Annotated in this window: 16 protein-coding genes; 9 read left to right on the plus strand and 7 right to left on the minus strand. The window is 40.6% G+C overall.

Annotated features, from left to right (window positions below):
* Window positions 1-246: 246 nt before the first annotated feature.
* The 3 genes from lpdA to aceE form a co-directional block, all read right to left on the minus strand.
* On the minus strand, window positions 247-1,998 hold the full coding sequence (gene lpdA / locus H3T84_RS04830) for a dihydrolipoyl dehydrogenase (RefSeq protein WP_198218396.1): 1,752 nt from the start codon (window positions 1,996-1,998) through the stop codon (window positions 247-249).
* A gap of 112 nt (window positions 1,999-2,110) precedes the next feature.
* The gene (gene aceF, locus H3T84_RS04835) at window positions 2,111-3,751 is read right to left on the minus strand and encodes a dihydrolipoyllysine-residue acetyltransferase (protein WP_198218397.1); all 1,641 of its coding nucleotides are present in this window, start codon (window positions 3,749-3,751) and stop codon (window positions 2,111-2,113) included.
* Window positions 3,752-3,860: 109 nt separating this feature from the next.
* Window positions 3,861-6,569 (minus strand): pyruvate dehydrogenase (acetyl-transferring), homodimeric type, encoded by a 2,709-nt coding sequence (gene aceE / locus H3T84_RS04840; RefSeq protein ID WP_370524010.1) that lies wholly within the window; start codon window positions 6,567-6,569, stop codon window positions 3,861-3,863.
* Between the two features lie 952 nt (window positions 6,570-7,521).
* On the opposite strand from aceE, the gene H3T84_RS04845 reads away from it, so the two are divergent.
* Complete coding sequence (locus tag H3T84_RS04845) at window positions 7,522-8,490, plus strand: DnaJ C-terminal domain-containing protein (protein ID WP_198218398.1); 969 nt, start codon at window positions 7,522-7,524, stop codon at window positions 8,488-8,490.
* A 15-nt stretch (window positions 8,491-8,505) separates the two neighbouring features.
* Window positions 8,506-8,772 (plus strand): chaperone modulator CbpM, encoded by a 267-nt coding sequence (locus tag H3T84_RS04850; protein ID WP_078475325.1) that lies wholly within the window; start codon window positions 8,506-8,508, stop codon window positions 8,770-8,772.
* A gap of 34 nt (window positions 8,773-8,806) precedes the next feature.
* Here the strand turns inward: H3T84_RS04850 and mtgA are convergent, their stop codons facing one another.
* Together mtgA and aroE are read right to left on the minus strand one after the other, a co-directional pair.
* Window positions 8,807-9,502 (minus strand): monofunctional biosynthetic peptidoglycan transglycosylase, encoded by a 696-nt coding sequence (gene mtgA / locus H3T84_RS04855; protein ID WP_078475326.1) that lies wholly within the window; start codon window positions 9,500-9,502, stop codon window positions 8,807-8,809.
* Window positions 9,499-10,308, minus strand: coding sequence for a shikimate dehydrogenase (gene aroE, locus H3T84_RS04860; protein ID WP_198218399.1), 810 nt, complete (start codon window positions 10,306-10,308; stop codon window positions 9,499-9,501). Before aroE ends, mtgA begins: the two co-directional genes overlap by 4 nt.
* Before the next feature lie 461 nt (window positions 10,309-10,769).
* Here aroE and H3T84_RS04865 point away from each other — a divergent pair, with 461 nt between their 5' ends.
* The 3 genes from H3T84_RS04865 (at window position 10,770) to glnA (ending at window position 15,297) form a co-directional block, all read left to right on the plus strand.
* Complete coding sequence (locus H3T84_RS04865) at window positions 10,770-12,242, plus strand: MFS transporter (RefSeq protein WP_198218400.1); 1,473 nt, start codon at window positions 10,770-10,772, stop codon at window positions 12,240-12,242.
* Between the two features lie 73 nt (window positions 12,243-12,315).
* Complete coding sequence (locus tag H3T84_RS04870) at window positions 12,316-13,446, plus strand: P1 family peptidase (protein WP_198218401.1); 1,131 nt, start codon at window positions 12,316-12,318, stop codon at window positions 13,444-13,446.
* 432 nt (window positions 13,447-13,878) lie between these two features.
* Window positions 13,879-15,297, plus strand: a complete 1,419-nt coding sequence (gene glnA / locus H3T84_RS04875) for a type I glutamate--ammonia ligase (RefSeq protein ID WP_025330382.1) — start codon at window positions 13,879-13,881, stop codon at window positions 15,295-15,297.
* Window positions 15,298-15,699: 402 nt separating this feature from the next.
* Here glnA and H3T84_RS04880 read toward each other — a convergent pair whose 3' ends face one another.
* A complete protein-coding gene (locus H3T84_RS04880) occupies window positions 15,700-16,470 on the minus strand; it encodes an MBL fold metallo-hydrolase (RefSeq protein ID WP_078475332.1) in 771 nt (256 codons plus the stop codon).
* Window positions 16,471-16,800: 330 nt separating this feature from the next.
* Between H3T84_RS04880 and ppx the strand changes: the two genes are divergently transcribed.
* The 4 genes from ppx to H3T84_RS04900 all read left to right on the plus strand — a co-directional run bounded on the left by ppx (window position 16,801) and on the right by H3T84_RS04900 (window position 20,637).
* The gene (ppx, locus tag H3T84_RS04885; RefSeq protein ID WP_084585087.1) at window positions 16,801-18,300 is read left to right on the plus strand and encodes an exopolyphosphatase; all 1,500 of its coding nucleotides are present in this window, start codon (window positions 16,801-16,803) and stop codon (window positions 18,298-18,300) included.
* A gap of 25 nt (window positions 18,301-18,325) precedes the next feature.
* Complete coding sequence (corA, locus tag H3T84_RS04890; RefSeq protein ID WP_084585088.1) at window positions 18,326-19,402, plus strand: magnesium/cobalt transporter CorA; 1,077 nt, start codon at window positions 18,326-18,328, stop codon at window positions 19,400-19,402.
* 93 nt (window positions 19,403-19,495) lie between these two features.
* Window positions 19,496-19,993 carry an acyl-CoA thioesterase gene (locus tag H3T84_RS04895; protein WP_198218402.1) on the plus strand — a complete coding sequence of 166 codons (498 nt, stop codon included), beginning with the start codon at window positions 19,496-19,498 and terminating at the stop codon, window positions 19,991-19,993.
* A 20-nt stretch (window positions 19,994-20,013) separates the two neighbouring features.
* A complete protein-coding gene (locus H3T84_RS04900; RefSeq protein WP_198218403.1) occupies window positions 20,014-20,637 on the plus strand; it encodes a riboflavin synthase subunit alpha in 624 nt (207 codons plus the stop codon).
* Between the two features lie 106 nt (window positions 20,638-20,743).
* Here H3T84_RS04900 and H3T84_RS04905 read toward each other — a convergent pair whose 3' ends face one another.
* Window positions 20,744-21,205: a hypothetical protein gene (locus H3T84_RS04905; RefSeq protein WP_198206656.1), complete on the minus strand. Its 462-nt coding sequence runs from the start codon at window positions 21,203-21,205 to the stop codon at window positions 20,744-20,746.
* Between the last annotated feature and the right edge of the window lie 1,283 nt (window positions 21,206-22,488).

Below are 22,488 nucleotides of genomic sequence, written 5' to 3' on the forward strand. Positions count from 1 at the left end.
AAAATATAAGCTCACAGCAATACACGGATAGTGATTTATCAGCATATTTATTTTGATAATAACCGAATAAGCACTGTACTGGAATGTCTAAATGTAATTTACGTATCAGATACTGATATTTTTTTGCAAATATTATTCAACTCAGACCAGCTGATTTAATCAATTATTTCCGAATTTACCTTTTTTCATCCAATAAAAAAGCTATCCGGGATAACCGGACAGCCTGTAACATAAGAATTTTAGTTCTTACTTTTTACGCTGTGGCGGCAGGTCAGTACACGTACCCATAGCGACTTCAGCTGCCATACCTATTGATTCACCCAGCGTCGGATGAGGATGGATGGTGCGACCGATATCATCTGCATCACAACCCATTTCAATAGCCAGACAAATTTCACCAATCATATCGCCGGCACTCGGACCAACAATTGCACCGCCGATTATCAGCCCACTGTCAGCATCAAAAATCAGCTTAGTAGCACCCTCACTGCAACCATTGGCTACGGCACGGCCGGAAGCAGCCCAGGGGAATACGGATTTAGTGATTTTCACCCCATCTTTTTTCGCCTGATCTTCTGTCATGCCTACCCATGCAACTTCCGGATTGGTATAAGCCACCCCTGGGATAACACGTGCATCAAAATACGCCTGATGACCGGCACAATTTTCAGCAGCCACATGTGCTTCATGTACAGCTTTATGCGCCAGCATCGGCTGACCTACAATATCACCTATGGCAAAAATATGCGGTACATTAGTACGCATCTGCTTATCTACATTAATAAACCCGCGATCTGTAACGGCCACTCCGGCGTTTTCTGCGCCTATCAGCTTGCCATTAGGTGCACGACCGGCTGCAACCAGAACCAAATCATAGCGTTGCGGCTGTGTCGGAGCTTTAGCACCTTCAAATGTCACGTAAATACCATCTTCTTTAGCTTCAACAGCTGTGGTTTTGGTATTCAGCATAATATTATCAAAACGATGTTCGTTTTTCTTCTGCCAGATTCTGACCATATCGCGGTCAGCACCCTGCATCAGACCATCCATCATTTCTACCACATCCAGACGTGCGCCCAGTGTGCTATACACTGTACCCATTTCCAGACCAATAATACCGCCGCCGATTATCAGCATTTTTTCCGGCACAAATTTCAGTGCCAGAGCGCCTGTTGAATCAACAATGCGCGGATCTTCAGGAATAAACGGTAAATTAACTACGCGGCTACCGGCAGCAATAATGGTATTTTTAAAAGCCAGTGTTTTGGTTTCACCGGTTTCAACACGTCCTTCACCTGAAGTCAGTTTGACTTCAATATGATGCGGATCGATATAACGACCATTACCGCGAATAATATCAACTTTACGGGTTTTAGCCATGCCGGCCAGACCGCCGGTCATTCTCGCTACTACTTTTTCCTTGTAGCTGCGCAACTGGTCGATATCAATTTTTGGTGCCGGATACTCAATGCCATTGGCTTTCAGTTCTTTAACTTCATCGATTACAGCTGCATTATGCAGTAAAGCTTTAGATGGAATGCAACCAACATTCAGACAAACACCACCCAAAGTTGCATAACGTTCCACGATGGCAACTTTCAGGCCTTCATCAGCTGCGGCAAAAGCCGCAGAATATCCGCCCGGACCACCGCCAAGTACAACAACATCGTACTCAGTATCACTGCTGCCGGAGTAATTAACTGCCTGAGGTGCTGCTACCGGTGCACTTTCAGCCGCAGGAGCACTTGCTGCCGGTTTAGCAGCAGCTTCTACTACTGCAATCACACCACCTTCAGAAATTTTATCACCAACTTTAACTTTAACCTCTTTCACCACACCGGCTGTTTCTGCCGGTACATCCATCGTGGCTTTATCTGTTTCCAGCGTAATTAGTGTGTCATCTACCGCAACGGTATCGCCCGGTTTGATTTCTACCGCAATAATATCGACATCTTTATAATTGCCGATATCCGGTACTTTCAATTCAATTAAGCTCATGGTCTTACCTTTTGCCTGACTGTTGCATCAGATACAACAGTAATTGCCTGTATTTCATGTATACAGGCTGCCAGAAACCAATCTGTTTTCAGGCAGCCTGTTATTTAAAAACTTACAGAGATACGCGGCGGAAATCAGCCAGCAGCTGGCTGATAAATACCAGAAAACGCATACCGGCTGCACCATCAATCACACGGTGGTCAAAAGACAGGGACAGCGGGCATTGTAAGCGCGGCTCAAATTCCTTACCATTCCAGGTCGGCTTGATCTGTGATTTACAAACGCCCAGAATAGCTACTTCTGGTGCATTAACAATAGGCGTAAAGCCTGTACCGCCAATTCCGCCTAAAGAAGAAATAGTGAAAGAAGCGCCTTGCATTTCCTGAGGTTTCAGCTTGCCTTCACGGGCACGCTTACTCATATCAGCCAGTTCCTGCGTGATTTCTTTCAGACCTTTCTGGTCAGCGTTTTTAATAACCGGCACAACCAGACCATTCGGCGTATCAGCGGCAAAACCGATATGAATGTATTTCTTCAGAATTAGGTTATCACCATCAAGCGAAGAATTAAATTCAGGGAATTCCTGTAATGCTTTCACGCAGGCGAGAATAATGAAGGCCAGCGGAGATACTTTAATACCTGCACGCTCCCATTCTTTATTCAGCTGTTTACGGAAAGCTTCCAGATCCGTCATGTCTGCATCTTCATGCAAAGTAACATGAGGAATCATTACCCAGTTACGAGCCAGATTCTGACCGGAGATTTTCTTGATGCGCGACAGTTCTTTAACCTCAATTTCACCAAATTTGCTGAAATCTACTTTAGGCCATGGTAATAAATCCAGCCCGCCTCCGAGAGAAGCACCGCTACCACCCTGCTCAACCTTCTGCATAACCGATTTAACAAATTCACGCAGATCAATAGGGGTAATGCGTCCTTTACGCCCACTACCACTTACACGTCCTAAATCAACGCCAAGTTCACGAGCCAGTTTGCGTACAGACGGGCTGGCATGGGCTTTTTCAAAACTTTTCTCATCAATATCAGAGCTGCCAAAAGCCTGAGGTACATGGCTTTTGATTTCGGCACGTAATTCATTATTTTCAGCAGATGGTGTGGCAGCAACCTGTTTTTTGATTTCAGAAGCTTCTTTTTGTTCCGGCGTTAACGGTGCGGCAGTAGAACTTGCCGGAGCAACAGCCACTTCAATCAGAGCACTTCCTTCTGATACTTTATCGCCAACTTTTACATGTACAGCCGTTACTTTACCAGCAACAGTAGACGGTACATCCATCGTCGCTTTATCAGTTTCCAGGGTAACCAGTGTCTGATCAACAGCTACATCATCACCGACCTTAATATCTACTTCAATTACATCAACATTCGAGAAATTACCGATGTCCGGTACTTTCACAGCAACAGACTGAGCAGCTGTACCGGCTGCTTCGGTAGTTGTTGCCTTAACCGGAGCTTCAGTAGTGGTACCAGCAGATGAAGATGCACTTGCGGCAGCAGAAGTTTCTACTTTCACAATCACATTACCTTCAGATACTTTATCACCTACTTTAACCAGGACTTCTTTCACCACACCAGCCTTATCAGCAGGAACGTCCATAGTGGCTTTATCTGTTTCAAGCGTAATCAGGGTATCGTCTACCGCAATGCTATCGCCAACTTTGACCGCCACGTCAATAACATCGACACCAGTATAATTACCGATATCAGGCACTTTTATTTCTACAATCTGACTCATCATTATGTCCTTTGATGACAGCAGGCTTAAGCCTGCGTCCGACAATCATTAGCTTGCACAGCCAGCAAAACCTGCCTGAAATCCGAATGAACTTCAGGCATTGGGTTTATTAACGTGCCCAGCTCGGTTCTACATCAGCCTTGATACCATATTTATTGATGGCATCCTGTACCACCTGTTTACTGATCTTGCCTTCATCAGCCAGACCATTCAGAGCAGCTACAGCCACGTGGTAACGGTTGATTTCAAAGAACTCACGTAAATTGTCACGGGAATCACTGCGACCAAAGCCATCTGTACCCAGAACTGTGAACACATCCTGTGGTACATAAGCACGAATACGGTCAGCAAAGTGACGTACATAATCGGTTGAAGCCACAATCGGACCTTCATGACCAGACAGTAATTGAGTCACATAAGGTACTTTCTGGGTATCGGTCGGATGCAGACGGTTGTAGCGTTCGATATCAATACCATTGCGGTACAGTTCGTTAAATGAAGTCACACTCCAGATATTGGCATCAACATCGAAATCTTGTTTCAGCAGTTCTGCTGCAGCAATCACTTCCTGCAAAATAACACCGGAACCCATTAACTGCACTTTCAGTTTACCGCTGCCACCTTCCTGCAACAGATACATACCTTTCAGAATCTGCTGTTCGATTCCTTCACGCTGCGGCATAGCCGGATGTTTATAGTTCTGGTTCATCAAAGTGATGTAATAGAACACATCTTCACGGTCTACATACATGCGCTGCATACCATGCTGAATAATGACAGCAACTTCATAAGAGAAGGATGGATCATAGGAAATGCAGTTCGGAATCAGCTCAGCCTGAATATGGCTATGACCATCCTGATGCTGCAAGCCTTCACCGTTCAGAGTTGTACGGCCGGAAGTACCACCCAGCATAAAGCCACGGGCACGCTGATCACCGGCAGCCCAGGCCAGATCGCCGATACGCTGGAAACCAAACATTGAATAATAAATATAGAATGGGATTAGCGGGCAATCATTATTGGAATAGCTTGTTGCAGCAGCAATCCATGAGCTCATTGCACCCGGCTCATTAATACCTTCCTGGAAAATCTGACCATTTTTAGATTCTTTATAGAACATCAGCTGGTCGTGATCCTGCGGGGTGTAAATCTGACCTTTTGGATTCCAGATAGCATACTGACGGAACAGACCTTCCATACCGAATGTACGGCTTTCATCCGGCACAATCGGCACAATCCGCTTGCCGATATTTTTATCTTTAAGCAGTGTACTCAGAATACGTACAAAGGCCATTGTTGTAGAGAACTCACGGTCACCGCTATCCTGCAACTGAGCTTCAAATTCACTTAATGGCGGAATTGGTAACTGCTCAGAATCAGGATGACGGTAAGGCAGGAAGCCACCCAGCTGAGCACGGCGCTCTTTCATGTATTTCATTTCTTCGCTGTCTTCAGGCAGTCGGAAGAATGGCAGAGTATGCTCCATCTCTTCATCAGTTACCGGAATCTGGAAACGATCACGGAACTGTTTCAAAGATTTCATATCCATTTTCTTAGCCTGGTGAGCAGTATTCTGTGCCTCACCAGAAGCACCCATACCATAACCTTTAATGGTTTTAGCCAGAATTACAGTCGGACGGCCATCCGGATTATTAACTGCTTCATAGTAAGCGGCATACACCTTATGCGGATCGTGACCACCACGGTTCAGTGACCAGATTTCATCGTCTGACATATTAGCCACCATGGCTTTCAGTTCAGGCGTATTGAAGAAGTGTTCGCGCACATATGCGCCATTCTGTGATTTATACATCTGATAATCACCGTCAACACATTCTTCCATGCGTTTTTTCAGCAGATTATCTTTATCCTGAGCCAGCAGTGCATCCCACTTACTGCCCCAGATTACTTTCAGTACATTCCAGCCGGCACCGCGGAAGTTGCCTTCCAGTTCCTGAATAATTTTACCGTTACCGCGTACCGGTCCGTCCAGACGCTGCAAGTTACAGTTAACAACAAAAATCAGGTTATCTAATCCATCACGGGCAGCCAGTGCAATTGCGCCCTGACTTTCCGGCTCATCCATTTCGCCGTCACCACAGAATACCCATACTTTACGGCCCTGAGTTTTCGCCAGACCACGGGATTCCAGATATTTCAGCAAACGAGCCTGATAAATACCCTGGATTGGTCCCAGACCCATAGATACTGTCGGGAACTGCCAGAAGTCAGGCATCAGCCATGGATGAGGATAAGAAGACAGACCATTACCATGTACTTCCTGACGGAAATTACTCATTTGTTCTTCAGTTAAGCGGCCTTCAACAAATGCACGTGCATAGAAACCAGGTGCACTATGACCCTGGAAAAATACCAGATCGCCTTCCTGATTATCTGTTTTACCATGCCAGAAGTGATTGAAACCAACATCATATAAAGTAGCACAAGACTGGAAGCTGGCAATATGCCCGCCCAGCTCAAGATTCTTTTTGCTGGCATTTAATACCAATGCTGCTGCATTCCAGCGCACCAGTGATCGGATTCGGTGCTCTAATTCATGATTACCCGGTGATTTTTTTTCTTTACCAACAGGAATAGTATTCAGATAGGCTGTTGTGGCACTGAACGGCATGTAAATGCCTCGGCGGCGGATATAGCGCACCAGGCTTTCCATTAAATAATGCGCACGTTCAGGTCCCTCTTCTTTCAGCACCGAGCTGAGTGAATCCAGCCATTCCTGGGTTTCAATCGGATCGATATCTTGATCATGGAAGTCAGCAGACATAGCAATATCCTCTTTCATTTGGGATTGAGTCATGAACAAAACACTTTATGTTGTTGCTATTTCATTTATCATTTTCTTTATTAACCAGATGCTTTACCAAATTAATTAAAAGAAATACAAATAAATTCAAATAACTTACAATAAATCTGCATAATCTTAGTTGAATAAAAGCATATATTATTGTGATGCAACATACTGTATTTTCGTTTAAATCGTACCAGCGTAATACCTAAACAGCAATGTATTTTTACACCAATTTTCTGATTTAAAACAAATAAACAAATCATCACAGAAAGTTTATCAGAATGTGGTAAATGATTTTTACTATGCCAAAAACAGGTAATTAGATAAAACAAAAGTAAATATAATAAGTTATATTAATACCAAATACGTAATTATCATTAACAAAAACTATTTTTTATTAATAAATTCAGAATTGGAATTATTTTTGAACTTCCGCACATTAATTGACATTTATTAACTAATAAATTTTATTTTATACAAACGCTATTACTGAGTAATCAATTTGTTTATTCGCTGCTTTAAACAACCAAACCTAAATCAAGTTATCAGTATCAGTTTTACTCAGACAAATGAAATTTTCTTTATTTTTTATCTTAGTTTTAATTCTTTAGAATTTTATTTATAGTTTAATGTTAAATAATTATCATAAATTGATCCCATAAAATTATTTCACATTCTGTTATTTTCAATCTCAATTTATAATTTATTTAATTTAATCAATATTATATTAGCTGGATTATTACAATTTTTCTTTACCGCATTATCAAATCAAGTTTTAATTTCTTTCAGACTTCAAAAATTAATCATTTCATTTTTATTTATCTATAATTAAAACACAAATATACATTTTATTAATTGTTTTTACTACCTAAAATAAGCACTTTAAATTTTAATCATTTGACCTTATTTTGATTTAAATAGTATTTTGAAAACGAATAGAAATTTCAGCAAAGGATAAAATATGGCTGAACGCAATTATTATGAAATTCTCGGTGTTGATCGAAAGGCCAGCGAAGACGATATCAAAAAAGCCTATCGTAAACTGGTTCGCAAATATCACCCTGACGTGAGTAAAGATCCTGATGCCGTAGCCAAAACTAGTGAAATCAATATTGCTTATGAAACCTTACATGATAAGGAAAAACGGGCTGAATATGATGAAATGCTGGACAATCCGTTCCGGCATAGCAGCCGGCAGGCTGGAGGCAACCAGGGTGATTACAGTTATCAGCAGTATGATTTTGACCCAAGTCACTTTGGTCAGAACGGAGCCTTTGGCAATGGCGATTTTCGTTTTGACGACTTATTCTCTGCTTTCGGCAGCAGTGCAAGACAAGGCTTTCAACAACGCCGAAGCGGTCCGGTAGGCGGAGAAGACCAGCATGCTGAGCTGGTTATTGATATTGCCGCAGCCTATCAGGGAGCACAACGTAATTTATCCCTGGATATGCCTACACTGAATGCTCAGGGGCAAATGGCTTATGAGCGTAAAACACTCAATGTAAAAATTCCGGCAGGGATTACTGAAGGTCAGCAAATCCGGCTTAGCGGTCAGGGATTACCTGGTTTTAACGGTGGTTCATCCGGAGATTTATATTTAAAAATCAGTTTCCGTAATCAGGATAATTTATATGTCCAGAACCGTAAAGATGTTTACCAGCGTATCAACGTTGCTCCCTGGACTGCTGCATTGGGCGGTAAAACAGATATTACTACTCCGGCCGGCAAACTGAGTGTCAATATTCCTGCCAACAGCTACAACGGGCAGAAAATGCGCCTGAAAGGTAAAGGTATACCGGCAAAAGCAGCCGGTGATTTGTATCTGCTGATAAATATTGTGCTGCCACAAGCCACTAACGAAGCAGACCGTGCCGCATGGCAGGCACTTGCCACGCATTACGCCGGTTTTAAACCCCAGAATCATGTTTGATAACAGGAGCGAATAATGAATAAAAATCAACAAGATATTGAATTAAGCTTTGATGATCTGGTTCGTGCCTGTGACAATCAGAGTAACTGGATATTAAGCCTGATTGCTGAAAGCGTTATTCCTGTTGAACAGGAACCGCAATTGGCGCGCTATAGTGGCTACCATATGGCTATTGCCCGCCGCGCATGGCGTATTCATCGTGATTTTGATGCCAGCGCGAGCGCCACTGCGCTGATTCTGCAATTACTGGATGAAGTAGAAGATTTACGCCGACGCGGTTAATCCGGAGTGACTAATTAACCAATACTCTTTGCAGTTACTGGTCATTATCCGGCAATTGTGCAGAACCCATTCGCCGTAAAATAACGTTGGCTTTACGGCGAATTTCTTTATCTCGCGGATGATCAATGTAATAAAGCGGTCTGGGTACACGCGCAGCGAGTTTGGCTGCCTGTTGCGGAGACAACTGCATGGCGGTTCGTCCATAAATCGTTTCACTGGCCGCTTCGGCCCCGTATACCCCATATCCCCACTCAATAACATTCAGATATAGCGCAAAAATCCGGTCTTTATTGGTTGTAGCTTCAAGCAGCGAAGTAATCACTGCTTCTTCTGCTTTACGCCAGTAACTGCGACTTTCAGATAAAAACAGATTTTTAGCCAGCTGCTGGCTGATGGTTGAACCGCCAGCCTTAATATTACCCTGACGTTCATTTTTTTTAATTGCTGTACGGATACCATTCCAGTCAAAACCGTCATGTTCGGCAAAACGCGCATCTTCTGAGGCAATCAGCGCTTTTTTCAGATTGGGCGAAATACGGTTGTAAGCTACCCACTGATAATTCAACTGCGTATCCGGGTGAGTTTCAGCCAGCTCATGCATACGTAACAACATAAACATGGTGCGGTGCGGCGCTACTGTCCGATAGATTAACAGACTGCCATAAATATAAACATTAAACAGCAAAAACAGCGTAACGAGCACAATTAACAAATTACGCACGATTTTCATGACCGTTCCATTTCTTTACGTATCTGCTCGGTTACCGGCCGGATATCAGGATTAAAACCATGCCACAATGCATATGAGGCTGCTGCCTGCGCTACCAGCATACCAAGACCATCAGCCAGATGCCGGCACCCTGCTTCATGAGCCTGAAGCAAAAAAGGGGTTAACTTTGCCGAATACATCATATCGTAAACCAGTTGCGCCCTGGCCAGTACTGGCGCAGACACAGGTAATTTCTGCCCGTGTAAACTACCTGAGGTAGCATTGATAATGACATCATATTCCGGTTTTATCTGCGTTACCGCACACCAGTTTACATTATGCTCCTGAGCAAGCAGCTGTGCTTTTTCAACTGAACGGTTAGCAATGGTCAGTGATGCTGGCAGTTGCTGTAAAAGTGGCTGAATGACACCACACGCTGCACCACCCGCTCCCAGCAGTAATATATGTTTATTACTCAGAGAAAAAGACAATAATTCTTCAATTGCCCGCACCAGACCGATACCGTCAGTATTGTCTCCCAGCAACTGTCCGTTGCGCCAGAATAAAGTATTAACAGCTTTTGCTGCTTTAGCCCGTTCAGTCAGCACATCAGCCAGAATATAAGCCTCATACTTAAAAGGCACAGTAACATTAGCCCCGGTTCCACCAGCTTTAAAAAATTCTCTGGCTTGTGCAGCAAAATCATCTAAAGCAATCAGACGCCGCTCATAAATTAACTTTTGACCGTGCTGAGCAGCAAAAGCCTGATGAATTTGCGGAGAACGGCTATGCGCTACAGGATTACCTAATACTGCAAATATACTCATTGACTCCCCTCTGCGATGTAAATAACTGTTGCCATTATCCAGACTACACCGGTCAAAGGCAAAACCCTATCATAAAACCATTAATTTTTCTTTCATGATAAGCAGACGCTGGCTTTCATACGCATGCATATCTGGCCGCTAAATAAATTTCTGCCTGAATAAAATTAATTTTTTAGCCTGAAAACCAGACAAATTAGCAACAATTGTAAAAATTTATTTTTATTTAACTTCAATTTACCGTATGATTTACCCACGCTTACTCTTTAATTTCCGGATTATCGATTAGCTGTAATAAAACCTGATTACATCCAGGTAAACACAAAACTACTTATCAATCAGCTGGCATTTAATCAATCAGCACGTTCAAAAAATAATCTGATATCAGGCCAGCATCTGAAGCAAAAATTTTTATGCAATGCATATTGCAATGCCAATTGATATAGTTTTTATCAGGATGAATCATGCATACTCGCCGGCCTGTCATTCCTCACACATTCAATAAATTACCCTTACACGTTAAACTGGGATATGCCATCGGACAAATGGCTGATTCACTTGCCTATAATCTTTTTTATGTTTTTTATCTTTTTTTTCTGACAAACGTTGCCAGCATTCCTGCTACTCAAGCAGGTACTATTGTTCTAATTGCTGTTATCTGGGATGCTGTGGCTGATCCGCTGGTAGGTCAGTTTTCAGATAATATCTGTTCACACTGGGGGAGGCGCAGACCATTAATGCTGGCAGCTATTCTGCCATATACCCTGCTATTGTTACTGCTCTATACTGATATTTCATCTCTCAGCACCAATCAGAAAACGGTTTATTTCACCATAATTGCCATTCTCTTCTGGTCTGCTTACAAAATCTACGTCATACCTTTCTACACTTTAGGTGCAGAAATGACCAATAACTTTGATGAACGTACTTCGCTTCGGGTATGGGCGGGTTATGCACTTAATGCAGCCGTTCTTGTATCTTCTTGCGCTCCGCCGCTGATTGTTAAATGGATGGTAGATTATGGATTCAGTGTCAGCAGCGGCTGGCACGGAGTGAGTGTGATATTTGCTGTTCTGACTTTACTGAGCGGACTCACCTGCTGGTTTCTGACACGTGGTTATGAACTGCCTGTCCGGCATAAAACAAGCCGAATACATAGCAGATACCGGCTTCTGGCTTTTATTCGCGAAGTTATCAGTAACATGATTGAAATCTGGCGTCTTTCATCAAGTAAATTTCTTGGCGCATCAGTTTTTTTCTGGTCGGCTGCTTACGCGCTCAGTACCGGAGCCTTATATTATTTATTTTTAAACAACATGGCATACAGCGAAAAAAATGCTGCGATCTGTTTTTTGATTTATAGCTTACTGGCTCTTGCCTGGCTTCCCGCTGTAAATTATACCGCGCAGAAATTTGATAAAAGAAATGTCTATTATCTGTCTATGCTCATCAGCTCAATAGGCACAGGCCTATTCTTTTTTTGCGGATTTCCTAACAGAACTATGCTGATAATTTTTTTAATTCTGCTTCAACTTGGCAATAGTTATTTTTGGACTATATATTATTCCATGATGTACGACATTAGTGAGCTGGATGATTTTATTAACAACAAACGAAGAGAAGGAGCAATTACAGCCCTGATGTCATTCTTACAAAAATTCGGTAGTGCACTGGCCATTTGGTTTATTGGTTTTTATCTGGAGAAACATGGATATATATCATCCACAGGACAGGAAACCATTATTCAGCCACCACTGGCACAACAGGCTATTCTGGAATTAAACACATGGATTCATGCATTAGCCGGCATTATTGCTGCACTGTGTGCCATTGGTTATCCACTGACCCGCAGCCGTTATCAGGCATTACTTACCGCTCTTAAAGCAAAAAAAGAGCAGCAGCCGTACACCACCAGTAATTTCAAACAATTATTGTAAAAATGCTGCAAAAGCTAATATTTACAATATAATCAAGATAAACAACATGATACATGTAAAAAGGAGAAATATTATGATTAAGAAACGTGCACGGGAATTAGGAATTCCTCTAACCGGCACCACTGGCAAAAACAATGCGATAACCGATGTATGCGGCATTGAAGTTGGCTACAGTACCGTTATCTATGGTACACCGGATAATTATACAGGTCCGGGTTCAGCCTTTGCCCGTACTGGTGTAACCGCTATTTTGCCCAGAGGTAAACAACGCAGTGCTGTATTTGTCGGCAGGCATGATTTAAACGGCAATGGAGAATTAACCGGCACACACTGGCTGGATGATTCAGGTTTAATGCATGGTCCGGTACTCATCACCAATACTAACAGCGTAGGTATTGTACGCGATACCACCAGCAAATGGATGATAGATAATCACTTTTATTTTCCATATGTTAACAATGGTCAGCCTGTAGACGGCGTAGGATATTTTTATCCGGTAGTGGGCGAAACATGGGACGGATTATTAAACGACATTAATGGTTTTCATATCAGACCTGAACATGCACTTGAGGCTTTAAATAATGCACACGCAGGTGCCATTGCTGAAGGTAACGTCGGTGGTGGCACCGGCATGATCTGCCATGATTTCAAAGGCGGTACCGGCACCGCATCACGTATAGTCAGCACAGAAGCCGGTGAATTTACTCTGGGTGTACTGGTACAGGCCAACCATGGGATGCGTGATACTTTTCAAATTTGCGGTATTCCGCTGAAAGATGAATTTGGCCCTGAAACCATGCCTGTAATTAATACTTTTGCCCCCAAACCGGGAACAGGATCTATCATCGTGATTCTGGCTACCGACGCCCCGTTACTTCCCTGGCAACTGAGTAAACTCACCAAACGTGTCCCTATTGGCATCGGCTTACTCGGCGCTTATGGTGATAACGGTTCCGGCGACATTTTTCTGGCTTTCTCTACCGCTAATGAAAATGCTTACAGTCTGGGCATCAGCAAAATTGATATGCTGAGCGATGAAATTATTGATCCGCTTTATATTGCCACAGTAGAAGCAGTTGAAGAAGCAGTATTAAATGCTTTATGTGCAGCTGAAACCATGGAAGGTCGTGACCAAAATCTGGTTCAGGCGCTACCGCAGGATCAACTGTTAGCAATTTTGAAAAAATACGGAAAAATCAAATAAATATTTAATATTTATTAATTTCAGCCCGTTAATTACGAGTTAACAGATAACTTACGGGCTGAAACAAATTAATACGATTCGATTCAAATATCAGCATTCCGAATCAATAACATAAGAAAATTTGAAATAACGCCTTTTATCCACCGTTAATATTCTGCCTGATACATCAACCTGGCTCTTCTTTATTTCCTGACGGTATTTGATTTATTAAATTTTTCTGTATTGAATAACTAAATCTGATAGTTCACAAATTCTGATATAAACCAGAATAGATATATATAACAACATGTTTTTAAATAAGTTAATTTAATCCGTTATAAAAAACCGGCTTTTTTTACATCAATGCGTTTTTTTTACAAATTGAATGTGGCAGAATCACCTTAACTTGCCGGAGAGTTTGTCACTCTCCAGACCTTAATGGGAGCCTTAAATATGTCAATAAAAAAAGTAGTTAGCCTGATTGAAGAAAATGATGCCAAATTCATTGATTTGCGCTTTACCGATACAAAAGGCAAACAGCAGCACGTATCCGTGCCAGCCAGAATTGTGCTGGAAGACCCTGAAGAATGGTTTGAAAACGGTCAGGCTTTTGATGGATCTTCCATCGCCGGCTGGAAAGGAATTCAGGCTTCCGATATGACTCTGAGACCAGATGCATCGACAGCATTTATTGACCCTTTCTATGATGACACCACAGTTGTTTTAACCTGTGATGTTATCGATCCGGCCAATGGTCAGGGTTACGACCGTGATCCGCGCTCCATCGCAAAACGTGCCGAAGCTTATCTGAAATCAACCGGTATCGGTGATACTGCATTCTTTGGTCCGGAACCGGAATTTTTCGTGTTTGACGGCGTAGAATGGCAAACCGATATGAGCGGTACCCGTTATAAAATTCATTCTGAAGAAGCCGCATGGTCTAGCGGTAAATCATATGACGGTCAGAATACCGGACACCGCCCGGGCGTTAAAGGCGGCTATTTCCCTGTAGCACCTGTTGATTCCGGTCAGGATTTACGCTCAGCCTGCACCCAGACACTGGAAGCGATCGGCATTCCGGTAGAAGTACATCACCACGAAGTTGCCACTGCCGGTCAGATGGAAATCGGTACCCGTTTCAATACACTGGTGCGCCGTGCTGACTGGACACAAGATATGAAATATGTCATCCAGAATGTAGCGCACAACTTTGGTAAAACTGCTACTTTCATGCCAAAACCTATTCTGGGTGACAATGGTTCCGGTATGCATGTACATCAGTCTATCTGGAAAGACGGACAAAATCTGTTTTCCGGTGACGGCTACGCCGGCTTGTCTGATCTGGCTTTGTACTACATCGGCGGTATCATTAAACATGCTAAAGCACTGAATGCGCTGACTAATCCGTCAACCAACTCTTACAAACGTCTGGTACCGCATTTTGAAGCCCCGACCAAACTGGCCTACTCTGCCAAAAACCGTTCAGCTTCTATCCGCATTCCGTACGTTGCCAGTGCAAAAGCCCGCCGTATCGAAGCTCGCTTCCCGGATCCTACCGCTAATCCTTATCTGGCTTTCACCGCTTTGTTAATGGCCGGACTGGACGGCATCCAGAATAAAATTCATCCGGGTGATCCTTCAGATAAAAATCTGTACGATTTACCACCGGAAGAAGATGCTCTGGTACCAACCGTATGTGCTTCTTTAGAAGAGGCACTGGAAGCACTGAAAGCAGACCATGAATTTTTAACCCGTGGCGGCGTATTCAGTCAGGACTGGATCGACAGCTATATTGAATTCAAGAGCGATGATGTAAAACGCATTCGTATGGCACCACATCCGCTTGAATTTGAAATGTATTACAGTCTGTAAGATATTAGTCTCAAGCTGATTCTCAGACCGCTTATCTGTAGGATAAAGCGGTCTGAATTGTATCCGGATTTAAGCTGACTCAAGCTTTATACACTGCTGCAATCTGTCAGCATAATAGCAAATGTTAAGTCTTTAAGAATGAAAAAATTTTCATATTCAATTTTGCAAATATGATTAGTATACCCTTTGTACCATTTCTAGCCCATTTATTCTCTTTTGAGAGAGTAATACATCATGCCGTCATTTTCTATGACCTCACTGGTACACCAATATCCTAGTGTTAAGCGATCTTCGCCAAAAAAGTGGGCAGATGTCTCTTCTATGATATTGGTCGACAAACAAGCCATCACATATTTAAAGTTTTTAACATAACAGCACTATCATTAAGACAAAAAATATAGATTATATAAACTCTAATATATCACCAGTAGACATTTTTTTTGAATTTAATATTTTTTCTGCAATTTTACCTGTACAATGACATGTATAAAAATTTGTCGTATTTGTTTTTTTTAAAATTCTAAGCACGAATGGTAATTTTAATACCGAAAGCCCATTAAAATGTAATCCACCAACTATTGCATAAACTCTCTTATCCCCAGTTATTCTGATAGCTTTATTTATATGTTTCTTCAAACCAGCATGATTGCATCCGGTAATAATGACTAATCCCTTTTCTGAACAATAAACTAAACTAGAATCATCATTAATATAGTCTAACCTTATTTTATTATCAGTTTTAATAATTCCTGTGGGTAATTTGCATCCACCAACATCACCAAGAAATACCATTTTTTTTGTTAACCAAATAGCTTCTGTTGTTAACTTTATATCAAATTTTGTTTTCAATTTTTCCAAAGATAACCTGCCATCCGATCGAGTTTTTAATGGATTGATGGCATATCTTTTTTCTAATGCATCAGGATGCGCTATCAGCGTCATTTTTTCTAATGCATCCTGATTTATATTTACATGTTTTATTCCACCAGAATGATCATAATGACCATGTGATAAAACTATATAATTTATGTTATTTAGAGTTAAATTCTCACTCCATTCAGATCCACAATCCATTAGAATTTTTGTATTATCATCTTCAATATAAAAACTAACACCTTTATTGGGGCTTAATTTGAAGCCTCTAATATCATTAATTAATAATTTTATTTTCATATACTACTCAAAACATGATTTTCCAAAAAAACTAACAAGCATGGTAATTTGAAAATTATTATTGTCTGTGTGATGGATCTCAATTATTTTAAACTAAACTGGTAAAGGATGGTTATATTTGTTTGGACATAAAGTGAAAAGTATTCAGCTCTGCCAAAATACTTAAGTACATTCAATCACAAATTTCCCCTTTTTATTTTTACCCAAAAATAAAATTCACTGTTACTTGTGTATCATTTTCGCCGATAGCATTTGGTAAAACAGCCTTTCATGGCAGTTGTGGTAGGGATACGGTAACATTAAGCCTATCTGAACTAAAAAATATTTATTATGACCACGCAAGACATGCTCGCTACTGTAGACCTAGGCTCTAACAGCTTTCGTCTCCAGATTTGCCACAATCAGAACGGCCATTTACAGGTCATTGATTCCATCAAAGAAATGGTAAGGCTGGCAGCAGGACTGGACGAACAAAAAAATCTTGATCAGGATTCTCAGCAACGCGCATTGGATTGTCTGGCCAGATTTGGAGAAAGGCTGCGTGGTTTCAATCCTGATCAGGTAAGAGTTGTTGCAACCAATACTTTTCGCGTTGCCAAAAATATCAGCCAGTTTATACCGCTTGCCGAAGCCAGACTGGGTTTTCCGATTGATATTATTGCCGGACGCGAAGAAGCCAGACTAATATATACCGGTGTGGTTCATACCTTACCGCCTAAGGGTGAAAACATGCTGGTAATAGATATTGGTGGCGGCTCTACTGAATTTGTTATCGGACAGGATTTACAGCCTGCCATTACTGAAAGCCTGAATCTTGGCTGTGTTTCCTACAGTATGCGGTTCTTCCCGCGCGGTAAAATACACCATAAAAATTTTCAGGCCGCAGTCAACAATGCACGGGCAGAAATTCAGCGTATTTCCGTCGCACTTAAAAATATTGGCTGGCATTACGCTATTGGTACCTCCGGCTCTGCCCGCTCAATTCGCGATGTGATTGCAGCCGGTGACACAACCATCGATGCAATTACCGCAACACAAATGCACAAAATTGCCAATCATATTATTGCAGCCGGAAGTACCAAAAAAGCCAAACTGGAAGGCTTAAAATCAGACCGGACAGAGGTTTTTGCCGGCGGACTGGCTGTAATGATCGCCGCCTTTGCCGAACTGAATATCAGCGAAATGACAGTAACCGATGCCGCACTGCGGGATGGTGTGTTTTACGACATGATCGGACGACAACTTGGTGATGATATGCGCAACCAGACTATAGCTGATTTTCAGCAGCGCTATCATGTTGATACCATCCAGGCAGAACGCGTAGCCGAGCTAGCTCAAATGATATTCAATCATCTGTCCGCCTCTGTTTCTCCTGATCATCCGGAACAATGGCAACAATATGTACATTGGGCTGGGCTGGTACATGAAATTGGTCTGGATATTTCTCATACTGGTTTTCATAAGCATGCAGCCTATATTCTCGATCAGGCTGATATGCCCGGTTTTTCACGTAAAGAACAGCATATTCTGGCTACAATGGTATTAGGACAGCGCGGCGACCTACGCAAAATAGCCGAATTCAGTCAGCAGGAAATGCTCTGGCTGGGTATATTGTCATTACGGCTGGCTGCACTGTTCTGCCGGGCACGGCAAGACATTCAGATACCGGTGAATCATTGTGACATTCACTATGACCAACAGTTAAGGAAACTGACCATCAGCCTGGGTAAAGAATGGTTAAAACACAATCCGCTTACTGACAGTGTCTTATTGCAGGAATCTGTTTTATGGCAGAAAATTGGATTACAGTTAGAAATCAAAGCCATGTAAACCATAAATCAGTCAAGGATGTCCCATGAGTACAACGCCGAATGTTTCCAGTAACAAACTGGCTCAGACCCATAATCTGCCTAGTCTGGTACATCGCAGCAATGTCAGCAACATGCCGGCACAATCCATGACTATTATCCGGATTAAAGAAAAGCAACTAATCAATCATAGCTTCACCGGCGACGATATATGCAGTAAAAACATACCGGCACCTGATACAGACTGTCTTACATGGATTCACCTAATTGGTATTACTGATAACGAACAGCTGCATCAGCTATTACAGCCTTTTAATATCCATGAACTGGCCATGGAAGACATGCTTAGTCGCAAGCAGCGTCCGAAAATTGAAGACTACGGACATTATCTGTTTTTAGCCGCACGAGTTTTTGTTTATAAAAAACAAAAACTGCAATATAACCAGATTTATATTATCATTGGTCAGAATTATATTATTACTTTCCAGTTTGAACCGCTCGGATTACTGCATATTATCCGTAAATATATTCAGCATAATTACAGCGATATCTACCGCAAAGGAATTGATTTTCTGGCGTATTCATTGCTGGATCGTATCATTGATGATTATTTCGTTACTGTAGATGAATTTGACAATCGGGTTGAAGGTGTTGACAAACGCCTGTTTAGCAACAGTAATAAAAACTTACTGATTCTGATCCACCAGTTAAAACGTGATGCCAGTAATCTGCGCCGTACCCTTTCCCCTATTCGTGATATTGTCGGCCGAATTGTACATGGAGAATTTTCCATGTTCAGTCAGAACACCCATGTTTATTTACTTGACGTGTATGACCATACCCAGCAATTAATGGAAACGCTCGACAGTGCACGAGATACTGTAATGGGCATGATGGATGTGCATTTATCCTATCAGTCAAACCATCTGAATGAACAAATGCGTATGCTTACCGTTATCACTATCATCGTCATGCCACTGAATGTCCTTACCGGTATCTATGGGATGAATTTTGATAACATGCCTGAATTACACTGGCATTATAGTTATTTTGTGGTACTCGGTCTTATGGCGACTATAATTATTAGCTTATTAATTTATTTCTACAGACGTCGCTGGTTATAACTATCAATAGCTTCTATAATAACAATCAGTCTTCATAGAAAGACAATAATTAACACAGAAACACACATAGAAACACACATCAGAGGCTAGTCCATGAAACCTACACCTTTACCACCGCAAGGTGCGCAGCATCAGCTTTCCATGTCTGTACTTATGACTCCAGCATTAGCAAATTTTCACGGAAATGTACATGGCGGAGATTTACTCAAGCTACTGGATCAGGTAGCCTATGCCTGCGCCAGTCGTTATTCTGGCGAATATGTAGTAACATTATCAGTTGATCAGGTAATATTCAAAGAACCAATTCACGTGGGCGAACTCGTTACTTTTTATGCGTCAGTCAACCATGTCGGCCGAACTTCTATGGAAGTTGGTATTCGCGTGGAAGCACAGGATATCCAGCATCGCAGTGCACGACACACTAATAGCTGTTATTTTAGCATGGTTGCTGTAGACAAAAACGGCAAACCTACAGTTGTACCGCCGCTATGTATTGCCAGCGAAGAAGAGGTTCGCCGTTTTCAGGAAGGAGCCATTCGCAAAGAAGCCCGGTTAAAGGCTGCAAAAACCGGACATACACAATCTGCCTGATCTGTTTAAAGGGATTATAAATGTTTACAGGAATTGTCTGCGGTTTAGGTACCGTTACCTCTATTCAAGAGTATGAACAATTGCGCACAATACAGGTACGTCTCCCTGAGGGAGCCTGTGACAACCTGACTATCGGTGCTTCTATTGCCAATAATGGCTGCTGCCTGACCATTACAGCTATTAAAGGTGATGAAGTATGTTTTGATGTCATGGCGGAAAGTCTGGCCAAAACCAATTTAGGACAACTACAAGTAGGTGATGCGGTAAACATTGAACGGGCTGCACGCTATGGGGATGAAATTGGCGGTCATATTATGAGTGGTCATATTTTTACTACGACCACCATTAATAAAATTGAAGACACCCCTGATAATCGTACTGTCTGGTTTAATCTCCCTGAAAGTGTAGCCCCTTATATCCTTACTAAAGGTTTTATCGGGCTGAACGGTTGCAGCCTGACCATCGGCGAGGTAACCACTACTGAATTTAACGTTCATCTGATTCCCGAAACCATGAACCGGACTTTATTTGGAAGCTGTCAGGTAAATGATCGCATCAATCTCGAAGTGGATGCTCAGACACAGGCAATTGTTGATACCGCGCAGAAATATATGCAACAGTATATAAATAAAGTAAAAAATTAATTATAAATTTGCTTATATACAAAATATGTTATATAAATATACAGAAACTGATTACTATTTATCCAAATAAGTATTAATCAGTTTCAAAATATTCGGTTATAAATAATTATAAGTTATTAATTTTATCTTTAAACTGAGTCTTATCATAAATATTAAAGTACCAAAGTGACAGATATATAGATAATATTGTTGCAGGTAAAATCAATAATCCTATTCCTAGCAGGTCACTAAAACTCAAACACAATACAGTGTTAGGAAAACCACAGCAAAAGCCAATAAGCACCAATATTTTCAGAAAACGATTAGTAGAAATATCAAATATCCATCCGAACATCATAATTAATAATATTACTGTGGCTAGAAAAGCCATTACTCCCAATGTGAAATAAAAAACCTCACTACCGCTCATATTTTCCGGCATAGGCATAATATGCAATAAACGTAAAAACGGAAATGCTTCATTTTCACCTACAATACCTAGAAAGAAACATGGTAACCCTATAATCAGACACATGACAGAAATAATAAAACGACGTAGAAATGTAGCCATAGTATATTCTTTATCCATAATAGTTATCCTCTGTAATAATATTGATTTAAAATACAATATATTTATTAAATTTATTAACTTATTTAACAAACTCAATACGAGCAGATGTGACAGTTAGTTTTAATTAATGAAATATTTTACGGCCATTTATCATACTGATATTTTATATTTTTTTAATAGATATTTTTTAAATATAAAAACTAAATCATACTATAACTTTATTGATGACATATTTTAGCTGATTACCTTTAATCTAATTCTCTTTGGCTTTGTTGTGGGCTGGTAATTTGCACCACCTTTCAAATACCAATAAGCTAGGTAATAAGTAAATATGTATAAAGGGAGGCATAAAATACCTAGCAAAAATACCAAACTGAATAATAAATGAGGAATAGCACAACATGACGCGATGATCACAACTGTCTTAATCCAAATATTTGATTTACAGTTAAAAGCCCATCCTAAAATCATTAAAACAAGTATAGTAAGTATAAAGTAGACTGATAACAAAAGCAGAATAAAATCATTATTTTTGTTATCCTTATAAATTAATCCGATATACAACAATATTGGATATCCATAGCAAATTATAATTGCTAAAGAAAAACATAAACGCGAAAAAAATACTGTTGGTGTAAAAGAGCTCATTATTATTCCTATATTTTCACAAATAAATTTTTCTTTACATTTATAAACAAATTATAACTTTAATAGTTTGGATTTTCAATTTTTTTATTCTAAAAACTACAATTTAATTTTTTATTATTTCAGACAAATCCAGATTAATTTTTTTTAGATACATACATATATTCAGACAATTTATATCTGGAATAAAATTTTTATTAAAAAATTGAATTTAATAGCTAACAAATTTATCGGATACTTTATTTTTTGTAATTATAAGATTTATTTATTCTGACTATATAAATAAGAAATGACCGGAACAATCACTATTGAGCTTGCAGATATTGCTTACGGCACGATGTGTATGGAAAGCAAATTTAAAAAAATCTATACTATTAAAGTTCAGAAATAATATTGATATCGAATTAAATCAAATGAGTCAATCACTGGTTTTGTATAGATATCTATCAGGTAAAATCTGGCTCAAAATTTATTCCCGAAACTGTTTTCCATATAGTGCAGCTGATTAAAAAAATCCTTGTCTACAAGATATTTAATTAAAAGAATAGAAAATATAATTAAATATTATTTTATCTCGATGATAAAAGCTATTCCGCCAAGTTTGTATTTATCCACCCTTCTACATTCAATCTGTTTTCAAAACGGCTTACTGCTAT

This window comes from Snodgrassella sp. M0110 (assembly GCF_016101465.1).
Classification (GTDB): Bacteria; Pseudomonadota; Gammaproteobacteria; order Burkholderiales; family Neisseriaceae; genus Snodgrassella; species Snodgrassella alvi.

Excerpts from the sequence above, each read along its gene's own strand:
- aceF (WP_198218397.1), bottom strand. The coding sequence starts at position 3,751 with ATGAGTCAGATTGTAGAAATAAAAGTGCCTGATATCGGTAATTATACT.
- H3T84_RS04895 (WP_198218402.1), top strand. The coding sequence starts at position 19,496 with ATGAAACCTACACCTTTACCACCGCAAGGTGCGCAGCATCAGCTTTCC.
- H3T84_RS04880 (WP_078475332.1), bottom strand. The coding sequence starts at position 16,470 with ATGAAAATAAAATTATTAATTAATGATATTAGAGGCTTCAAATTAAGC.
- aroE (WP_198218399.1), bottom strand. The coding sequence starts at position 10,308 with ATGAGTATATTTGCAGTATTAGGTAATCCTGTAGCGCATAGCCGTTCT.
- H3T84_RS04850 (WP_078475325.1), top strand. The coding sequence starts at position 8,506 with ATGAATAAAAATCAACAAGATATTGAATTAAGCTTTGATGATCTGGTT.
- H3T84_RS04865 (WP_198218400.1), top strand. The coding sequence starts at position 10,770 with ATGCATACTCGCCGGCCTGTCATTCCTCACACATTCAATAAATTACCC.
- lpdA (WP_198218396.1), bottom strand. The coding sequence starts at position 1,998 with ATGAGCTTAATTGAATTGAAAGTACCGGATATCGGCAATTATAAAGAT.
- glnA (WP_025330382.1), top strand. The coding sequence starts at position 13,879 with ATGTCAATAAAAAAAGTAGTTAGCCTGATTGAAGAAAATGATGCCAAA.
- corA (WP_084585088.1), top strand. The coding sequence starts at position 18,326 with ATGAGTACAACGCCGAATGTTTCCAGTAACAAACTGGCTCAGACCCAT.
- H3T84_RS04905 (WP_198206656.1), bottom strand. The coding sequence starts at position 21,205 with ATGGATAAAGAATATACTATGGCTACATTTCTACGTCGTTTTATTATT.
- H3T84_RS04845 (WP_198218398.1), top strand. The coding sequence starts at position 7,522 with ATGGCTGAACGCAATTATTATGAAATTCTCGGTGTTGATCGAAAGGCC.
- H3T84_RS04900 (WP_198218403.1), top strand. The coding sequence starts at position 20,014 with ATGTTTACAGGAATTGTCTGCGGTTTAGGTACCGTTACCTCTATTCAA.
- H3T84_RS04870 (WP_198218401.1), top strand. The coding sequence starts at position 12,316 with ATGATTAAGAAACGTGCACGGGAATTAGGAATTCCTCTAACCGGCACC.
- mtgA (WP_078475326.1), bottom strand. The coding sequence starts at position 9,502 with ATGAAAATCGTGCGTAATTTGTTAATTGTGCTCGTTACGCTGTTTTTG.
- aceE (WP_370524010.1), bottom strand. The coding sequence starts at position 6,569 with ATGACTCAATCCCAAATGAAAGAGGATATTGCTATGTCTGCTGACTTC.
- ppx (WP_084585087.1), top strand. The coding sequence starts at position 16,801 with ATGACCACGCAAGACATGCTCGCTACTGTAGACCTAGGCTCTAACAGC.